Annotated in this window: 21 protein-coding genes; 6 read left to right on the top strand and 15 right to left on the bottom strand. The window is 52.5% G+C overall.

Going from position 1 to position 18,433, the window contains the following annotated elements:
* Positions 1–21 precede the first annotated feature (21 nt).
* From rplS to DPO_RS15925, 5 genes are read left to right on the top strand one after another with little or no spacing between them, the layout of a single operon-like run.
* Positions 22–372: a 50S ribosomal protein L19 gene (gene rplS, locus DPO_RS15945; protein ID WP_006967190.1), complete on the top strand. Its 351-nt coding sequence runs from the start codon at positions 22–24 to the stop codon at positions 370–372.
* Positions 365–976 carry a ribonuclease HII gene (locus DPO_RS15940; protein ID WP_040011977.1) on the top strand — a complete coding sequence of 204 codons (612 nt, stop codon included), beginning with the start codon at positions 365–367 and terminating at the stop codon, positions 974–976. The genes rplS and DPO_RS15940 overlap by 8 nt, the downstream gene beginning before the upstream one ends.
* A complete protein-coding gene (locus DPO_RS15935; RefSeq protein WP_006967188.1) occupies positions 973–1,341 on the top strand; it encodes a YraN family protein in 369 nt (122 codons plus the stop codon). Before DPO_RS15940 ends, DPO_RS15935 begins: the two co-directional genes overlap by 4 nt.
* Positions 1,286–2,185, top strand: coding sequence for a 16S rRNA (cytidine(1402)-2'-O)-methyltransferase (gene rsmI / locus DPO_RS15930; protein WP_236609977.1), 900 nt, complete (start codon positions 1,286–1,288; stop codon positions 2,183–2,185). Before DPO_RS15935 ends, rsmI begins: the two co-directional genes overlap by 56 nt.
* Positions 2,186–2,214: 29 nt before the next feature.
* The gene (locus DPO_RS15925; protein ID WP_006967186.1) at positions 2,215–4,509 is read left to right on the top strand and encodes an inorganic phosphate transporter; all 2,295 of its coding nucleotides are present in this window, start codon (positions 2,215–2,217) and stop codon (positions 4,507–4,509) included.
* A 133-nt stretch (positions 4,510–4,642) separates the two neighbouring features.
* Here DPO_RS15925 and sat read toward each other — a convergent pair whose 3' ends face one another.
* The 15 genes from sat to rpmF all read right to left on the bottom strand — a co-directional run bounded on the left by sat (position 4,643) and on the right by rpmF (position 16,821).
* Complete coding sequence (gene sat / locus DPO_RS15920) at positions 4,643–5,920, bottom strand: sulfate adenylyltransferase (RefSeq protein ID WP_006967184.1); 1,278 nt, start codon at positions 5,918–5,920, stop codon at positions 4,643–4,645.
* Positions 5,921–6,050: 130 nt separating this feature from the next.
* Positions 6,051–6,686, bottom strand: a complete 636-nt coding sequence (locus DPO_RS15915; RefSeq protein ID WP_006967179.1) for an HAD family hydrolase — start codon at positions 6,684–6,686, stop codon at positions 6,051–6,053.
* 37 nt (positions 6,687–6,723) lie between these two features.
* Entirely contained in the window at positions 6,724–8,955 is a 2,232-nt protein-coding gene (pabB, locus tag DPO_RS15910; protein WP_236609976.1) for an aminodeoxychorismate synthase component I, read from the bottom strand.
* An 8-nt stretch (positions 8,956–8,963) separates the two neighbouring features.
* Complete coding sequence (locus DPO_RS15905) at positions 8,964–9,584, bottom strand: MBL fold metallo-hydrolase (protein ID WP_040011976.1); 621 nt, start codon at positions 9,582–9,584, stop codon at positions 8,964–8,966.
* 76 nt (positions 9,585–9,660) lie between these two features.
* Positions 9,661–10,077 carry a transcription antitermination factor NusB gene (nusB, locus tag DPO_RS15900; protein ID WP_006967175.1) on the bottom strand — a complete coding sequence of 139 codons (417 nt, stop codon included), beginning with the start codon at positions 10,075–10,077 and terminating at the stop codon, positions 9,661–9,663.
* Between the two features lie 3 nt (positions 10,078–10,080).
* Positions 10,081–10,557 (bottom strand): 6,7-dimethyl-8-ribityllumazine synthase, encoded by a 477-nt coding sequence (ribH, locus tag DPO_RS15895; protein WP_006967170.1) that lies wholly within the window; start codon positions 10,555–10,557, stop codon positions 10,081–10,083.
* Between the two features lie 33 nt (positions 10,558–10,590).
* The gene (locus DPO_RS15890) at positions 10,591–11,805 is read right to left on the bottom strand and encodes a bifunctional 3,4-dihydroxy-2-butanone-4-phosphate synthase/GTP cyclohydrolase II (RefSeq protein ID WP_006967167.1); all 1,215 of its coding nucleotides are present in this window, start codon (positions 11,803–11,805) and stop codon (positions 10,591–10,593) included.
* 26 nt (positions 11,806–11,831) lie between these two features.
* Positions 11,832–12,491, bottom strand: a complete 660-nt coding sequence (locus tag DPO_RS15885; RefSeq protein WP_006967164.1) for a riboflavin synthase — start codon at positions 12,489–12,491, stop codon at positions 11,832–11,834.
* 42 nt (positions 12,492–12,533) lie between these two features.
* Positions 12,534–13,625 carry a bifunctional diaminohydroxyphosphoribosylaminopyrimidine deaminase/5-amino-6-(5-phosphoribosylamino)uracil reductase RibD gene (gene ribD / locus DPO_RS15880; protein ID WP_006967162.1) on the bottom strand — a complete coding sequence of 364 codons (1,092 nt, stop codon included), beginning with the start codon at positions 13,623–13,625 and terminating at the stop codon, positions 12,534–12,536.
* On the bottom strand, positions 13,615–14,112 hold the full coding sequence (gene nrdR / locus DPO_RS15875) for a transcriptional regulator NrdR (protein ID WP_006967161.1): 498 nt from the start codon (positions 14,110–14,112) through the stop codon (positions 13,615–13,617). Before nrdR ends, ribD begins: the two co-directional genes overlap by 11 nt.
* 13 nt (positions 14,113–14,125) lie before the next feature.
* Complete coding sequence (locus DPO_RS15870; RefSeq protein WP_006967159.1) at positions 14,126–14,581, bottom strand: deoxycytidylate deaminase; 456 nt, start codon at positions 14,579–14,581, stop codon at positions 14,126–14,128.
* Positions 14,578–15,816, bottom strand: a complete 1,239-nt coding sequence (locus DPO_RS15865; protein ID WP_006967157.1) for a serine hydroxymethyltransferase — start codon at positions 15,814–15,816, stop codon at positions 14,578–14,580. The genes DPO_RS15870 and DPO_RS15865 overlap by 4 nt, the downstream gene beginning before the upstream one ends.
* A gap of 79 nt (positions 15,817–15,895) precedes the next feature.
* Positions 15,896–16,330 (bottom strand): ribose 5-phosphate isomerase B, encoded by a 435-nt coding sequence (gene rpiB / locus DPO_RS15860; RefSeq protein ID WP_006967156.1) that lies wholly within the window; start codon positions 16,328–16,330, stop codon positions 15,896–15,898.
* Positions 16,331–16,351: 21 nt separating this feature from the next.
* Positions 16,352–16,585 (bottom strand): acyl carrier protein, encoded by a 234-nt coding sequence (gene acpP / locus DPO_RS15855; protein WP_006967155.1) that lies wholly within the window; start codon positions 16,583–16,585, stop codon positions 16,352–16,354.
* Between the two features lie 53 nt (positions 16,586–16,638).
* Entirely contained in the window at positions 16,639–16,821 is a 183-nt protein-coding gene (rpmF, locus tag DPO_RS15850) for a 50S ribosomal protein L32 (RefSeq protein ID WP_006967153.1), read from the bottom strand.
* Positions 16,822–17,041: 220 nt separating this feature from the next.
* On the opposite strand from rpmF, the gene gltX reads away from it, so the two are divergent.
* On the top strand, positions 17,042–18,433 hold the full coding sequence (gene gltX, locus DPO_RS15845) for a glutamate--tRNA ligase (protein WP_006967151.1): 1,392 nt from the start codon (positions 17,042–17,044) through the stop codon (positions 18,431–18,433).

The raw sequence follows: 18,433 nt of genomic DNA, 5'->3' as shown, positions 1-18,433 counted from the left end.
AGACAGCAACCAGGAGGAAACATGAGCAACGTAATAGAAAAATTGGAAAAAGAACAGATGCGCCTGGATATTCCGAAATTCGATTCAGGAGATACCATCAAGGTGCATGTGAAAATCAGGGAAGGGGACAAAGAACGGATCCAGATGTTCCAGGGTGTGGTGATCAAAAAGACCAACGGAATGGCCGGTGCCCGGTTCACCGTGAGAAAGATTTCCAACGGCATCGGCGTGGAGCGTATTTTTCCGCTGCATTCCCCGATCATCGATCAAATCGAAGTGGTGACCAAAGGGCGGGTCCGCCGTTCAAAACTGTATTACCTGCGCAATCTGCGGGGAAAAGCGGCCAGGATCAAAGAAAAACGCTTTGCATAATGCCGGTTTCATGTGGCAGATCGAACAGACGGTCCGGCAAAAAGGATTTCAACGGATTGCAGGTATTGACGAGGCCGGCAGGGGACCCCTTGCCGGCCCTGTCGTGTCTGCGGCCGTCATCCTTCCTGCGGATTTCTCCTGCCCGGGCATTACGGATTCGAAAAAACTGTCGGAAAAAAAGCGATGCTGGTTTTTCCCGATAATCATGTCCCATGCCGTGGCTGTGGGCGTGGGATTATGCGACCACAAAGAAATCGATGCCACCAATATCCTGGCGGCAGCACTGGCTTCCATGAAGCGGGCCGTTGCCAATCTGGACACTCCCCCGGATTATCTGCTGGTGGACGGCAAATTTCCTCTGGCCATGGATATTTCCCAGCAGGCAGTGGTCAGGGGAGACAGCAAAAGTATCTCCATTGCGGCGGCGTCCATCATTGCCAAAGTGACCCGGGACCGGATCATGGCCACCCTTCACCAGACTTTTCCTGAGTACCTTTTTATCCGGCACAAGGGATATCCCACAGCCGCACACAAACAGGCCATTCAAATCCACGGTCCCTGCCCGGTTCACCGCAAAACCTTTAAAGGAGTCTTGCAGGCATGACCCAATATCGAAAGCAACTGGGCCGATCCGGAGAACAGGAGGCGGTCAGACATTTGATCGAATCCGGATACACCATTGTGGAAACCAATTATACCACCCGGTTTGCTGAAATCGATATCATTGCCGCCACCCAGGACTGCCTGGTGTTTGTGGAAGTAAAAGCCCGTACCAGTTTAAAAAAAGGACTGCCAAAAGAAGCGGTACATGCTGCCAAGCAGCACAAAATCATTCAGGCAGCCCGGCAGTTTTTGAAAACCCAGCCTTCGACCGCGTGGCGTCACATTCGATTCGATGTGATGGAAATTTTTTTTGAACCCGCCCAAACCCGCATCAACCATATCCCCCATGCATTCCATATTGGATAACACGCCGGATACCAGCGGCACCCTGTTTGTGGTGGCCACGCCTTTGGGAAATCTGGAGGATATGACATTTCGGGCAGTCAGAATTTTAAAGGAAGCCGCATTGATTGCTGCCGAAGACACCCGGCATTCCAGAAAGCTGCTTTCCCATTACAACATCACCACACCGGTGATCTCCTGCCATGAGCACAACGAAGCCCGGGTTGCGGAAAAACTCATTTTGCTGTTACAGCAAAAAAAAAATATTGCTTTGATCACGGATGCCGGCACACCCTGCATCTCCGATCCCGGATACCGTCTGGTGTCTGCAGTGTTACCCCATGATATTCCCGTTGTACCGATTCCCGGATGCTGTGCCGTTGCGGCCGGGCTCAGCGTGGCCGGTTTGCCCACGGACCGGTTTCTGTTTGCCGGATTTCTGCCCAGAAAAGTCTCCCACCAGGAACAGGCCATCCAGGCATTGGCGGATCAGCCGGCCACTCTGGTCTTTTATGAATCCCCAAAGCGCATCCGACCCCTTGCTGAAAGGCTCATGGCCATTTTGGGCGACCGGCAGGCCTGTCTGGCCAGAGAGATTACCAAACTGCATGAAACCTTTATCCGGGGTCCGCTTTCAAGTATCATTGCCCGTCTGGATCCGCACATACCGCCCAAAGGGGAATGCACGTTATTTGTGACCGGGGCAAAAGCGCCGGAAAAGCTCTCATATCGGGATCTGGAATCTTTAATCCAAGACCGGGTGGCTGTTTCACAGCAATCAACAGCGGATCTGGCCAAAGAGATTTCACAGCAATTTCATGTGTCCAAAAAGCAGGTCTATGACACGATTTTAAAATTTAAACCTTGAATTTCAAAATTTAAATCAGGACAAATCATATGAGCCTTGAACTTTGTTATGTCATTATCGGTATTTTACTGTTGTTTGCATTTTTTGATCTCATGATCGGGGTGAGCAATGATGCCGTCAATTTTCTGAACTCTTCCATTGGCTCCAAAGCCGCGCCTTTTGTGATCATCATGTTGGTGGCCAGCTTAGGGATTCTGGCAGGGGTGACGTTTTCAGGCGGTATGATGGAAGTGGCCAGAAAAGGCATCTTTCATCCCCAGTTTTTTACCATGCCCGAACTTCTGGTAATCTTTTTGGCCGTCATGATCACCGATATTTTACTGCTGGATCTGTTTAATACCTATGGACTGCCCACATCCACCACGGTCTCCATTGTATTCGAGCTGCTGGGTGCGGCAGTGGCCCTCTCGGTTATCAAACTGCTGTACACCGCCGGCAGCACCATGGCGCTGTGGGATTATATCAACACGGCCAAAGCCATGGCCATCGTGGGCGGTATTCTTTTATCCATTGTCATATCCTTTTTCTCCGGTGCCATTGTCCAGTTCATCTCCCGGCTTATCTTCACCTTTGATTATCAGAAACGGCTGAAACGCTATGGTGCGGTATGGGGAGGTGTGGCCATGACGGCCATCACCTTTTTTATCCTCATCAAAGGGGCCAAAGGGGCCACCTTTATGACGGAACCCACCCTGATATGGATTCAACACCATACATTGACCATTCTTGGCGGCATATTTGCCGTTTCCGTGATCGTCCTCCAGATGCTGTTGTCCATTTTCAAGGTCAACATTCTCAAGCCCATCGTTCTGGTGGGCACATTTGCCCTGGCCATGGCGTTTGCCGCCAATGACCTGGTGAACTTCATCGGTGTGCCTTTGGCCGGCCTGAAAGCGTTTAGCACGGCCCTGGCATCTGCCGATCCCTTGAACATCACCATGGAAGCCCTGAGCAAGGCAGTCCAGACCCAGACCGGTCTGCTGCTTTTAGCCGGCAGTATCATGGTGGTCACCCTGTGGGTATCCAAAAAAGCCCGCACCGTGACGGAAACGGAAATCAGCCTGGGAAAACAGGATGAAGGACCGGAACGGTTTGAATCCATCTGGCTGTCCCGGAAAATCGTGGCGTTGTTCTATCATATTTTCAGTTCCCTGCGCACGACCATTCCCGAACCCCTGCGCCGGGCCGTTGCGGCCCGGATCACGCCCACACCGGTTCACCACGGGGGGTCTGCCGGAGAAAAACCCTCCTTTGATCTGATCCGGGCCTCAGTGAATCTCATGGTGGCCAGCACGGTGGTATCGTTTGCCACGTCTTTGAAACTGCCGTTATCCACCACCTATGTGACATTCATGGTGGCCATGGGATCGTCTTTTTCAGATCAGGCCTGGGGACGGGAAAGTGCGGTCTTCCGCATCACCGGTGTTCTGGCTGTAGTGGGCGGCTGGTTTATGACGGCATTTATCGCATTTATGGTGGCCTTTTTGTTTGCCAACATTATCTATTTTTTCAATGCCTGGGGCATTGCCGGGCTGATGCTGTTTGCCGGGTTCATGATCTGGAAAAACAAGAAAAAACACGATGACCAGTCCAAAGACAAGGAAGAGATGAACATTTTCCAGTTTGAAAAAGTGGATGATTTTCAGGCAGCCGTATCTGACACGTTCGATCATCTGGCATTGCAGCTCAAAGGCATCAGAGAATCCTTTGACCGGGCCTTTGATGCCCTGTTCACCGAAGATATCGGCACCCTGCGCCAGGAACGAAAACGGACCAAACAGGTCCAGTTGAGCACCAATGTGATTGTGGCCAACATTTTCAAGGTGCTGCGCCTGCTTCAGAAAACAGACAATCAGGTGTCCTACAACTACTACCAGATCATCCGCCGGCTTCAGAAACTGTCCGATGGATACCGGGATACCGTGATCCGGTGCACCATGCATGTGTCCAATCGCCACACCGGGTTGCTGCCGGTGCAGGTGGAAGAACTCATGGAGATCAAACAGGTGATTCTCCAGATCTTTTCAACTGTGGAAACAGCCCTGGCCAAAAAACAGATTGTGGACTGCCGGGATATCGTAGACCATTTCCACCTTCTTCGGGAACTGGTGGATGATTTCAATGCCAACCAGATTGAACGGATCCGGAACGATTCCTCCAAAACAAGGTTGAGCATTCTGTTTTATGCGATATCGGGCAACTGTGTCATGATGGCCAAGCAGACCGTCAAACTGCTGGGCATCTTTAACGAGGCGTTTATCAACCCGTCCGGAAAACCGGGACAACAACCTGCCAATCCCTGTTCGGACTACAGCCTGGATTAGCCTGGCGGTATCGGTGGCATCAACTGCCCCATCCGCGCTCATTGCCTTGAAAAAAAACAAAAAGGTTCTGTGCGGGAAATCCCCCGCACAGAACCTTTTTGTTTACATCATTCAGAAACGAATCTGAATCAGATTACATTTTGCTGCCTTCGGCATGGCTCTGGAGTTTGACCTCCACTTTGTCTTTCAGCCCGGCATAATATTCTCTCAAAATCACCAGGACTTCATCACGGCCGAAATGGTCCACCACTTCCTCATTATTGGACAGGGCATGACGCAGTTTGGTACCGGACAGGATCACGCGGTCCTCTTTGGTATGCGGGCAGGTCTTCATGGAAGCCATGCCGTCACATTTGTAGCAGTAGAAAGTCCAGTCGATTTTCAGCGGTTCGCACAGCAGGCGTTTGCCGTCTTCTTCGGGCTGGGGAATCTGGTCAAAGATCTCCTGGGCCTCGAACAGGGTGTAGAAGTCGCCCACGCCGGCATGGTCACGGCCGATGATCATCTTGTTGACGCCGTAGTTCTGGCGGAAGGTGGCATGAAGCAGGGCCTCTCTGGGACCGGCATATCTCATGTCCAGCGGATATCCGGCATTGACCACATTCTCAGGCACAAAATAGCCTTTGATCAGGGTATCAATGCATTTGATCCGGACTTCGGCCGGGATGTCACCGGGTTTGAGGTTGCCGATGAGAGAATGGATCAACACACCGTCGCACACATCCAGAGCGATTTTGCACAGATGCTCATGGGACCGGTGCATGGGGTTTCTCAACTGCATGGATGCCACGTTGGCCCAGCCTCTTTCATCAAAAATGGCACGGGTTTCCGCCGGCGTGAGGTAAACGCCTTTGAATTTTTCAGGGAATTCCCCTTCAGACAGTACTTTCACCGGGCCGGCCAGGCAGAACTCTTTTCTGGCCATAACCATTTGCACGCCCGGATGGTCTTCCATGGCGATTTTCCAGAACACATCGTCTGCAGATTCTTCACCATGTCCTTTATAGACTTTTTCACATTCCCATTTTTTCTCGTCTTCACCCATTTCAAATTTTTCTTCCACCTTCATGGTGGCATAGATCTCGCCGTTTCTTTCCAGGGCGATTTCATCCCCATCCTTGATTTCAGCGGCATCTTCCTTGGCAACATCCAGCATCACGGGCACGGGCCAAAAGGTACCGTCCGCCAGCAGATAGTTTTCACATACACCTTTCCAGTCCGCTTTGGTCATGAAGCCGTCCAACGGGCTGAACCCGCCGATACCCATCATGATCAGGTCACCTTTGACCTGGGAAGAAATTTCAACTTTTTTCAGGCCCTGGGCTTTTTTGAGTTCCGCTTCTTTTTCCGCACCTTCGAGCTTGCAGCATACCAGACCTTTTCCACCGTGGGGAGCTACTAATTTAGACATATAACGCATTCTCCTTAAAAAATTATATATTAACCCAAACAAATAAATGTTATACCAACATTTATTTAAAATTTTTATTAAAAATCTTGTAAGATTTAATGATGATTGACAAATTTGTCAAGAATTTTATTTATTTATCTGCAACCCCCAACGCTGAAGCAATGTCCGCCATGGCCCTGGCATACAGGTCTGCTTCCAGCGCAGGCTGCCTGAATGCGGCAAATACTGTGCCCGCAGCTCTGGCCGCCTGTTGATCATACATGGAATCGCCGACGAACAATATCTGATCCGGGCTCAGTAAAAACCGGTCCATGATTTTTTCAAGCGGCTCCGGATGGGGTTTGGGATTTTTCACGTCTGCGGCCGTCACCACCATATCAAATTGATCTGTCAACCCATAATGAATGAGCACCTGTTCCATGGTATCGGTCCGGTTGGTGGCAACCGCCCGGATATATCCGTGGAATTTCAGGCCCGTCAGCAAATCGACCAGTCCGTGCGCTATTTCCATATATGGAATAAAATTATGTGCACCGATCTGTTTGACACACTGAAACACAGGGTTTAAATCCGTCATCTCCGCAAACAGATACGATACGGCATCGGCCACCGTCATCATGTGGACCTGAATAAACTGGGTGTCGGTCAGAGGCGGTTTATTGAAATGATCCAAAATCTGATCATAAAATTTCCGATTGGCCATGGCCGTATCAAACATCACCCCGTCACAATCAAACACCACGGCTTTAATCTTGGATAAATTCATCTTAATACTCGCTTTTGTTTATTGATTCTTCACCCCGTCACACCGCCTGTGCAAGGGCATGGTTGATTTTTTCACACACCCCGGGGTCCTGAACAACGGGCACCCCGTTGATATGATTCACCGGCACGGCTCCCATCAGGGCATTGGTCAGCACCACATTGGCACAGGATGCCAGGTCCCGGACAAAAAACGGTTTGTGTTCAACCACATACCCCTGCTGTTCCAGTGCCCGGATGGCCGCCCCCGAAGTGATGCCGGGCAGCACATGATCAGAGGCCGGGACAAGGATGCGGCGGCCCTGGAGGATCATGATATTACAAGTATTGGTTTCAGAGACCGTCTGATCCGAATTCAGGATCAAGGCCTCATCTCCGCCGTTTTCCCCGGCATATTGCCTGGCCTGGTCATAAAACAGGTAATTCAGGGTTTTATGACCGGCCAGAAACGTATGCCTGGGACAGGGATAGGTCACCAGATCCAGACCGGTTTTACCCAGAACCGCCAGTCGATGCCGGTAGGGCCGGACAAACGCCGCTGAAAATCCGGGAAACGCCAGAATGATCTTTAAGGCGGCATCCCGGACCTCCAGATGGTTTTCCCGGATCAGATATGCCGCCACCTTCTCCCAGGTGATATCCGGGGGGGGTGTTTTAAACAGCGTTTCCCAGGAATGATTCATGCGAAGAATATGCGCAGCAAGCCGCACCGGACGGCCATGGGTCACTCGGATGGTTTCAAACACCCCGGCACCATATTGAAATCCCGGAATCGATGCCGGCACCATCACCTGATCCTGATCCACCAGTTTGCCGGTGACCCAGGCTTTTAGACCGGATGATTGCCGGGGGTGATCTTTCCGGGTCAAGGTGTTCATGATTGTTTTCCCTTTGTCCAGGGTTTCCTGGAACTCTTTTTCCGGATCTGAATCATAGACAATGCCGCCGCCCACGGAAAAAAACAGTCGATGCTCATGGATGGTGGCGGTCCGGATGGCAATGGACAGGTCCATGGTGTCGTGAAAACTGATATATCCGATGGACCCGGTATAGACATGGCGTTTCACCGGCTCCAGTTCATCAATGATCTCCATGGCCCGGATCTTGGGACATCCGGTAATGGAACCGCCTGGAAACGCCGCTTTCAACAGATCCACACCCGTGTGGCCGGGTGCAAGTTCCCCCTGGACCACGGACACCAGGTGAAACACATTGTCATAAGGCTCCAGGCGTTTGTGTTCCTTCACCTTGACTGAATCCGGCACCGTGACCCGGGACAGGTCATTGCGCATGAGATCCACGATCATGGTGAGTTCCGCGTCATCCTTGATACTGGCAGACAGAATTCGACTGTTTTCTTTGTCCTGGCCCGGGGTGGTCCCCCGGGCAATGGTGCCTTTGATGGGACGGGTCTCCACACGGTTTTCCTGCTGAAGCAGAAACCGTTCCGGAGAGGTGGAAACGATCTGATGATCTCCGGCCTGAACAAAAGAAAAAAACGGGGCGGGATTGCGCTGAAACAAGGAGAGAAACAAGGCATAAGGATCGCCTGAAAACTTTGTTTCAAAACGCTGGGCCAGGTTGGCCTGGTAAATATCGCCGGCTTGCAGGTATTGAATGATTTGTGCCACGGCTTTCAGGTACTGTTTTTTTTCAATCCCTGATACCCAGCCCCCGGCATCCATGTTAAACGGGCTGGCGTGCGTTTCAGGTCTGGGCTGGGCCAGCAGATACTGTTTGACCTTTTGGATGGACATCCGGGAGACGGCACTGTCTTGTGCATCTTTTTGCCCGGGCACACACACGGACAAGGTGGTTTTTCCGGTTTTCCGGTCCTGAACCAGGATGATGGACGGCGCAACCAGATACATATCCGGCAGCCCCGTATCCACGCAGGTGCGGGGTAAATCTTCGATCACATCTTTGAGATCATAGGCCAGATACCCCATGAGTCCGGCTGAAAAAGGCAATGCATCCAAAGCGCTCCGGGTGAAATGATATCGTTCCAGCAATAATTTCAGACAGACAAACGGATCGTCTTCAATCACCCGGCAAATGTCCCCACAATCGATTTCCAGATGTCCATGGATCATTTTAATCTGAAGCCAGGGATCAATGCCCAGAAAATGATACCGGGAACAGTCCAGGTCGGTTCCGGACAACAAAACCACGGTCCCGGGCCGATGGCTGAACCGGGCGGCAAACTGCTCAAAAGGTTCCGGCAGGTCAATGGATTCCTGGCGGACCGTCACCCTTTCAGGCAGTTGTGTCACCCATGAATTCATCGCAAAAAAGGATTCATGCGTTTTTCATCGGCAATGGTGGTTTCCGGGCCGTGCCCCGTATACACCACGGTATCATCGGGAAGGACCAGCAGTTTTTGTTTGATACTGGCAATCAGGGTGTCATAGTCCCCGCCCGGCAGATCAGTCCGGCCGATGGATCCGGCAAACAGGGTATCGCCGGCAAACAGGTGTCCTGGCGTGTACAGGGCAATACCGCCCCTGGAATGTCCCGGCGTATGAATGACGGTCAACGTGATATTGCCGAAGCGCACAGTGTCTTTGTCATGAAGCAGCAGGTCCGGTTCCGGTGAATTTTCCGCAGACAAACCAAACGAGGCCGCGGACCGGGACAACTCGGACAACATGGGTACATCATCCGGATGAATGGCCAATTTGGCACTCGTGACCTCTTTCATGCGCCGGTTGGCCCCCACATGATCAAAATGGCCGTGGGTATTGATCAGATACTTGACAGTCAGTTTTTCCTTGGCCAGTATCATGAGGATTTGGTCCGCGTCATCTCCGGGGTCAATCACCACGGCTTCCCGGGTATCTTCGCACCCCAGAATAAAACAATTGGCCATGATCGGTCCTACTTCAAGTTTTTTAATAATCAAAACACCCTCCTTGTGTCGTTATTGTCTTACTCCGGTATCCTTTTGTCTGTGCCGCCATGATATGATTTGATGCGCATCATCGGCCGATGGACAAGCGTATCCGGTCCAGAATCCCGTTTACAAAGGATCCTGATTCCCGGGTACTGTATTTTTTAGCGATATCCACGGCTTCGTTGATGGTGACGGACGGGGGGATATCCGGTCTTTCCAGCAGTTCAAACGCGGCGATACGCATGATGTTGCGATCCACTACCGGCATTCTGGACACTTTCCAGTTTTTGGAATAGGTTTCCAGCATGGGATCGATTTTATCCATGGCCGTGAGCACGCCCTGAACCAGATCCATGAAAAACGGCCGGACAGTGGGGGTCAAATCTGCCTCATTTTCCAGGCAGAACGCTTCCACATCCGCCGGCACATCTTTGGATGAATTCATATCCAGGAAAAACAGGGCCTGAAGCGCCAGTTCTCTGGACTGCCTGCGATCTCCCATGGATCATTGAGCCTTTCCGAGGATCTCTCCCAGATTGGCCATTTCAATGGCCCCTAAAGCCGTATCAAAGCCTTTGTTTCCGGACTTGGTGCCGGCCCGCTCAATGGCCTGTTCAATGGTTTCCGTGGTCAGAATCCCGAACATGACAGGCACCCCGGTTTCCAGGCTGACGCTGGCAATGCCTTTGGATACTTCAGCACACACATAATCGTAATGGGAAGTGGCTCCCCGGATCACCGCGCCCAGGCAGATAACGGCATCATATTTTTTAGTGGCTGCCATCTTCTGGGCTGCCAGAGGAATCTCAAACGCCCCGGGCACCTTGACGATGACAATATCCTGATCCTGGGCACCGCTGCGGATCAATGCATCCAGAGCACCCTCCACCAGTTTGCCTGTGATGAAATCGTTGAACCGGGACACAATAATCCCGAACGTCTTTCCCCGGGCCGAAAGTTTTGCGTCTATAATCTGTGGCATGGTTGTTTTTCCCTGTTTTAATGTCAAAATGTTTCAGCAATATTTATCCATATGCAGCAGATGCCCCATTTTGGCCTGTTTGCATTTGAGATATCCCTGGTTGTAGCAGTTGGGCGGCACTTCAATGGGGACCTGTTCCACCACGGACAGGCCGTATCCTTCCAGCCCCACCATTTTTTTGGGATTATTGGTCAAAAGCCGCATTTTTTTCACGCCTAAATCCACCAGCATCTGGGCTCCGACCCCGTAATCACGCATATCCGCCGCAAACCCCAGTTTTTCATTGGCTTCCACGGTATCCATGCCCTGACGCTGGTATTCATAAGCTTTCAGCTTGTTGACCAGACCAATTCCCCGGCCTTCCTGACGCAGATACAGCAACACACCGCTGCCTTCCTCCTCCATCATGGCCATGGCCCGGTGCAGCTGGTCCTGGCAGTCGCACCGGAGCGAGGAAAAAATATCACCGGTCATGCATTCGGAGTGCACCCGCACCAGAATGGCTTTTTCAGGATCGATCTCTCCTTTGACCAAGGCAATGTGGGTCAGGTTGTCCAGGTCATTTTCATAGGCGATAATTTTGAATTCTCCGCCCACCCGGGTGGGAATCACGGTCTGGGCCGCCCGTTTGACAAAACTTTCGGTTTTAAGACGGTATTTCACCAGGTCCGCCACCGTACAGATGCCGATGCCGTGTTCTTTGGCAAACTGTTCCAGAGACGGCATCCGTGCCATGGTGCCGTCTTCATCCATGATCTCACAGATCACGCCGGCCGGTTTGAGCCCGGCCAGCCGGGCCAGATCCACGGATCCCTCGGTCTGGCCCACCCGGACCATCACCCCGCCGTCCCTGGCCCGCAACGGAAAGATATGTCCGGGCCGGGCAATATCATCGGGCGTGGTATCATCGGCCACGGCCGTCAAAATGGTGGTGGCCCGGTCTGCAGCGGAAATCCCGGTGGTGACCCCTTTTTTGGCTTCAATGGAAACCGTGAATCCCGTTTCGAACTGGGAGGTGTTGTTCTCCACCATCATGGGAAGGTCCAGCCGGTCTGCAATGCCGGAATCCAGAGACAGGCAGATGAGCCCTCGCCCGTATTTGGCCATGAAATTGATGGCTTCCGGCGTGACCGCCTCGGCAGCCATGGTCAGGTCCCCTTCGTTTTCCCGGTCTTCATCATCCACCAGAATGACCATTTTGCCATTCTTTATATCATCAATTGCCTGTTCTATCGTTAAATGCGGCATTTTTTAAGTCCTGTTTTCAATTTAAGTTATAAAAATCCATTCTGGGCCAGCAGCGACATGCTGATATCTGTATGTTCTGTTTCAGGAACGCTGGCTGTGGTCCGGGTTAAAAATTTTCTCACATATTTTCCAATCATGTCGGTTTCAATATTGACAAAATCCCCGGTCTGCTTGAATCCGATGGTGGTGAGTTTTGCCGTATGGGGGATGATGCTGATGGAAAAATCCGTGTCCGTGCACTGGTTGATGGTCAGGCTGATGCCGTCCACGGCCACGGATCCTTTTTCAATCATCTGCCCTGCCAGATGCGTATCCACGGCAATGGTCAAAAGGATGGCATTGCTTTTGTTTTCAATGCGGGTGATCACCCCGGTACCATCGATATGCCCGGACACCAGATGACCGTCCACACGGGACAACAGCTGCATGGCCCGTTCCACATTGACCCGCATGCCGGGAGCCGCAGTTTTGAACGTGGTTCTGGCCACGGTTTCCGGGGCCATATCCACGGAAAATGCGTGTTTCTCAAGATGTACTGCTGTCAGGCAGGCCCCGTTCACGGCAATGGAATCGCCGATGCGGGTGTCACTCAAGTCCAGGCCGCACCGGATCTGCAATACTTTTCCCTCGCCCTGGGGAATGACCCGGTGAATGGTTCCCAGACTTTCAATGATACCGGTGAACACGCTGTTTTTCTCCCAAATCTATCTTTCTTTTACGTTGCCTGTTTACTTGATATACCCCTGCACCAGAATGTCCGTATCCACCCGGGTCACTGTCATACGTGCCAGGGTAACGGCATCTGCCAGTTTCTCCACCCCTTTGCCCTCAAACACGGCTTTACCGTCACTTCCCCCCAGCAGCTTAGGCGCCAGAAAATATATCAGTTTGTTGACAATACCTTCTGCCAGAGCATTTGCCGCAACCGTCCCTCCCCCTTCTATGAGCAGACTGGTTATCGACATCTCACCCAACGTAACCATGAGTTCTTGTAAATCAAGGCGATTGTTTTTCAGGCCGATTTCCAGAATTTGGACATTTTGTTTTAAAAGACGCGCTTTTTTGTCAGCCGGCACATCCGGTCCGGTGACAACAATGGTGGGGGCAACAGATTCCTGCCGGATCACTTTAGCATGTTCGGAAATGGTCAAACGGGTATCCAGAATGATCCGGACCGGATCCCGGGTCTGTTTGCCGGGGATCCGGCAGGTCAGAGACGGATTGTCCGCATGCAGGGTTCCGGAACCCACCAAAATGGCATCCACCTGCCCCCGGATCTCATGACCGAAGGCCCGGGCCGCCTCACAGGTGATCCACTTAGATTCGCCCGCAAAGGTGGCAATGCGGCCGTCCAGGGTCGCGGCGCACTTGAGCGTGACAAACGGGGTGTGATGGCGGACATACCAGAGAAAATCTTCGATCAGGATTTCGGCCTGGTCCTGAAGCAGTCCGCAGGATACAGCTACGTTGTTTTGAGATAAAAATGCCAGTCCGCCGGATGCGGCCGGATTGGGGTCCGGGCAGGCCGCCGTCACCCGCCGGATGCCGGCGGCCAGTATTTTATGGGTGCAGGGCGGGGTTTTGCCGAAATGGTTACAAGGCTCCAGGGTCACAAACAGGTCCGCGCCTCTGGCCGCATCTTTCGCATCGTCAATGGCCATCACTTCCGCATGATCCGCACCATATGCCCGGTGCCAGCCCTGGCCCACCACTTCCCCGTTTTTAACCACCACCGCGCCCACACACGGGTTGGGGGATGTGAACCCTTTGCCCCTGGCAGCCAGAGCCAGGGCCAGCTGCATGTATTCCTTATCCGTCATCCGATGTTTCCGAAATCCTGTCCAGGGCATGGCTGTCTTCGGGCCGCAGATCTTTGAGTTCCTGGATGAAATCAGTGATGTCCTTGAATTCCCGATACACGGATGCAAACCTCACATAGGCCACATCATCCACCTGTTTCAGGGCCTGGATAATTTTTTCACCCACCACCTTGGAGGATACTTCCCGTTCATTGATCTCCCGCAGATCCCGCTCGATGCCGTCCACCAGGTTTTCAATGAGGTCCATGCTGATGGCTCTTTTTTCACAGGCTTTTTTAATGCCTTTGAGCACCTTTTCCCGGTCATACTCTTCCCGGCGGTTGTCTTTTTTGACAATCATGACCGGGACCTGCTCCACCCGCTCATAGGTGGTAAACCGCTGGGAACAGGACTGGCATTCCCTCCGGCGCCGGACTTCCATCTCGATCTTGCCGGGCCGGGAATCCACCACCCGGGTATTGGAAGCTTTGCAAAAAGGGCATTTCATGGCACAAGCGTCCTCAAATCTTTGTCAGTGTCACGCCGGCTTTGTCAAACATGTCCAAAGCCAGAGGGTCATCATATCCATCCCGGTAATAAATCTCTTGAATACCGGCATTGATAAGCATTTTGGCACAGATGGAACAGGGCTGATGCGTACAGTAAAGCGTCGCACCGGCCACGGCTACCCCGTGATATGCCGCCTGGATGATCACATTCTGCTCCGCATGCACGCCTCTGCACAGTTCATGCTTGACCCCGGACGGCACATTCAGCTGCCTGCGCAGACACCCGGTTTCCCCGCAGTGGGGAATTCCCGCCGGTGCCCCGTTGTATCCGGAGCACAGAATCCGCCGGTCCTTCACCAGCACGGCCCCGACTTTTCTGCGGATACAGGTAGCCCGCCCGGCCACCAGGTCTGCGATGCCCATGAAATAGTCATTCCAGGAAGGCCGGTCCGGCATTTCCCGGGTCATCGGACTTCTCCCGGGTACAATGGATATTGACGGCACAGGTCTTTGACCTGGGAAGCCACCCGGTCCACAGCGGCGACATCATCAAGCACATCACAGATCAATCGGGCGATTTGTTGAACCGCATCCGGTTTCATCCCCCTGGAAGTGATCAACGGCACGCCGATGCGGATCCCGCTGGTGACAAACGGCCCTTTTTTTTCATTGGGCACCGTGTTCTTATTCACCGTGATACCGGCCCGGCCCAGGCGGGTTTCCGCTTCTTTGCCGGTCAGGGGTTTGTCAGTGAGATCCATTAACACCATATGATTGTCCGTGCCGTTGGATACCAGTTTATAGCCCCGGCTCATGAGTGCATCCGCCAGCACGGACGCATTTGCCACCACCTGCTGCTGGTATCGGGCGAAATCAGGCTGCATCGCCTCGTTGAACGCCACGGCTTTGGCGGCAATCACATGCATGAGCGGCCCGCCCTGAATACCGGGAAAGATCTGGGCGTTGATTTTTACGGCCAGATCCTCTGACCCCAGAATCAGTCCGCCCCGGGGGCCTCTCAACGTCTTGTGGGTGGTGGAGGTGATCACATCCGCATATCCCACGGGCGTGGGATGAACCCCGCCGGCCACGAGCCCGGCAATATGGGCCATATCCACCATAAACAGAGCATGAACAGATGCGGCGATTTCGGCAAATGCCTGAAAATCGATAATTCGGGAATAGGCACTGGCACCGGCCACGATCAGGCGAGGTTTGAATGATTTGGCCAGATCCGCCACCTGATCCATGTCAATGACTTCGGTATCAGGGGTCAGCCCGTAATGGGCGAATTCAAATAAACGACCGGAAAAGCTGGCCGCAGCCCCATGGGTCAGATGTCCGCCATGGGACAGGCCCATGGCCAGAATCCGGTCCCCGGGATTTAACAGGGCAAAATACACCGCCATGTTGGCCTGGGACCCGGAATGGGCCTGCACATTGGCATAGGGCGCGTGGAACAGTTTTTTGGCCCGGGCAATGGCCAGGTCTTCGGCCTGATCCACAAAATCACACCCCCCGTAATACCGCCGGGCCGGATAGCCTTCGGCATACTTGTTGGTGAGCACGGATCCCTGGGCCGCCAGTACGGAACGGCTGACCGTATTTTCCGAAGCAATCAAATTCAACCCCTGTTCCTGGCGGGTTGTTTCATTTTCAATTATCGCAGCTATCTGCGGATCATTGGTTACAAGATCTGCCATTTGCCTTTCCTTGTTATACAGGCCGGCAAGCCCTGTCAGGCGTTTTTCACATGCAGGCAGGCCTTGTCCGCCGGACTTCTCAGCAATCCATGGATTGAATCCGTTCCAGATGCCTGCCTTCTTCGAATTGCGTTTCCAGAAACGTTTTCACCAGTTCAAAAGCCAGCACATCCCCAATCAGTCTCCCCCCCAGCGCCAGAATATTGGCATTGTTGTGCTGCCGGCTGAGCCGGGCGGAAAGCAGGTCCGCGCACAATGCCGCACGCACGCCTTTGAACCGGTTGGCTGCCATGGACATGCCGATGCCGGAACCGCACACCAGGATTCCTTTTGAAAACCGGGCTTCAGACACGGCAAGTGCCACTTTGTTGGCATAATCCACATAATTGACGGATGATTCGTTGAAAGGCCCGGCATCTTCAATCGTGTATCCTTCGGAAATCAGGCGGGTACGAATTTTTTCCTTCAGTTCAAACCCGGCATGATCGCTGCCGATGATAATGGATGAACTCATATAAAAGGTTCCTTGAAACCATCAGGATTTGGATTTGATGAAATCAATGGCATCCTGAACCGTGACCAGTTTTTCCGCGGCTTCATCATCGATTTCAATTTCAAAAATTTCCTCCATGGACATGATCAACTCAACGATGGTCAATGAATCCGCCCCTAAATCATCGATCAGGGATGCTTCCGGTACCACATCTTCGATATCGATATCCGGAATTTTTTCTGCGATCACTTTTCTTACTTTGGTTTCTATGGTCATGGGAAAACCGTTCCTTGAAAATAATTATGTAACGTTCGGCACCATGTAACCGGTTATTCTTCCGCCGTCATTTTGAGATTTCTGTCCTTGTACGCCCCGCATTCCGGGCAGGCCGTATGGGGAAGTTTGGGTTCCTGGCACTCGGGACAGGTGGTCACGGTCGGGGCCTGGGTTTTGTAATGGGTCCGTCTTTTTCTGCCCCTGGATTTGGAGCTTTTCTGCTTGGGTACTGCCATGGGTATGTCTCCTAAAAACTATCGGTTCAGTCCAAATAATTTGCGGGTTATTCACATTATCTGCAATAAAACAAACTTAATTACCGCAATTTATGGGTTGTGTCAAGATCTAAACCACTTTCGCAAACACGGGCACACAATGAAAAGTGTTGCCTCCTGGATGGTTTTATGATACCTAAAGGCTCGATTTTACAGATGGATTTACACGCAAGGAGAGACTATGAAACCCGTTGTCACCCGTTTTCCCCCTTCCCCCACCGGCTTTCTGCACATCGGCGGTGCCCGAACCGCTTTGTTCAACTGGCTGTATGCCAGAAAAACCCGTGGAAAATTTGTCCTGCGCATTGAAGATACAGATGTTGACCGATCCACCCGGGAATCCGTGGATGCCATTTTAGATGCATTGGCATGGCTGGGAATCGACTGGGATGAAGGCCCGTATTTTCAGACCGAACGAAAAGAGATTCACAACCGGTATATTGACAAACTGGTGGCATCCGGACATGCCTATTATTGTTCCTGCACCCCGGAAGAGATTGATGCCATGCGGGAACAGGCCCGGGCCAAAGGGCTCAAACCCATGTATAACGGCAAATGCCGGGAACGGGGCCTGTCAAAGGCACCCGGCACCGTGGTTCGCCTCAAAACCCCGGACAGCGGTGTGACCGTGGTGAACGATATTGTCAAGGGAGACACTGCGTTCCAGAACGCGGAAATGGATGATTTCATCATCCGCCGCAGTGACGGATCGCCTATGTACAACCTGGCCGTGGTGGTGGATGACCTGACCATGGGCATCAACACGATTATCCGGGGAGATGATCATTTGATTAACACACCCAAGCAGATTCTCATCTATCAGGCCCTGGGCGCCGACCTGCCGGTGTTCGGTCATGTGCCCATGGTTTTGGGCCCGGACAAGGCCCGGTTGAGCAAACGTCACGGGGCCATGTCCGTGAGTGAATACCGGGATATGGGATATCTGCCGGATGCGGTGATCAACTATCTGGTACGGCTGGGATGGTCCCATGGGGATCAGGAATTTTTTACCCGCCGGGATCTGATCGAAAAATTCGATCTTGAGCACCTGGGCCGGTCTGCGGGCATGTTTGATTTAAGCAAGATGACCGCACTCAACGCCAAGCATATCCAGGCCAAGACCCCTGCAGAACTGGGGCCTTTGTTTTTGCCCCATCTCCAGCACCTGGGAATCGATGCCCCAGATGATGTGTTCACCCACCAGGTGATCGAAACGCTTCAGCCCCGGAGCAAAACCTTAAAGGATATGGCCCGGGCCGCCCGTTTCTATTACGTGGATGAACCGGAAATGGATGAAAAAGCGGCGGCCAAATTTCTGACTCCGGAGATGGCAGACATGCTCAACCAGGCCGCAGACGCCATTGAGTCACTATCGGACTATACCCAGCCGGCACTGGAGACCGTGTTTAAAAAAATCATGGCTGATTTTAATCTGGGTTTCGGCAAAATCGCCCAACCCCTGCGGGTGGCCATCACCGGCACCACAGTCAGCCCGGGAATTTTTGAAATGCTCCTGATTCTGGGAAAAGAAAAAACCGTTCAGCGGATCCGGCGGGCAGCCGGCCGAATGTGA

This window comes from Desulfotignum phosphitoxidans DSM 13687 (assembly GCF_000350545.1).
Lineage (GTDB): Bacteria > Desulfobacterota > Desulfobacteria > Desulfobacterales > Desulfobacteraceae > Desulfotignum > Desulfotignum phosphitoxidans.
Note: the sequence above shows the minus strand (reverse complement) of the source record. Positions and strands in the feature narration are given on the sequence as shown.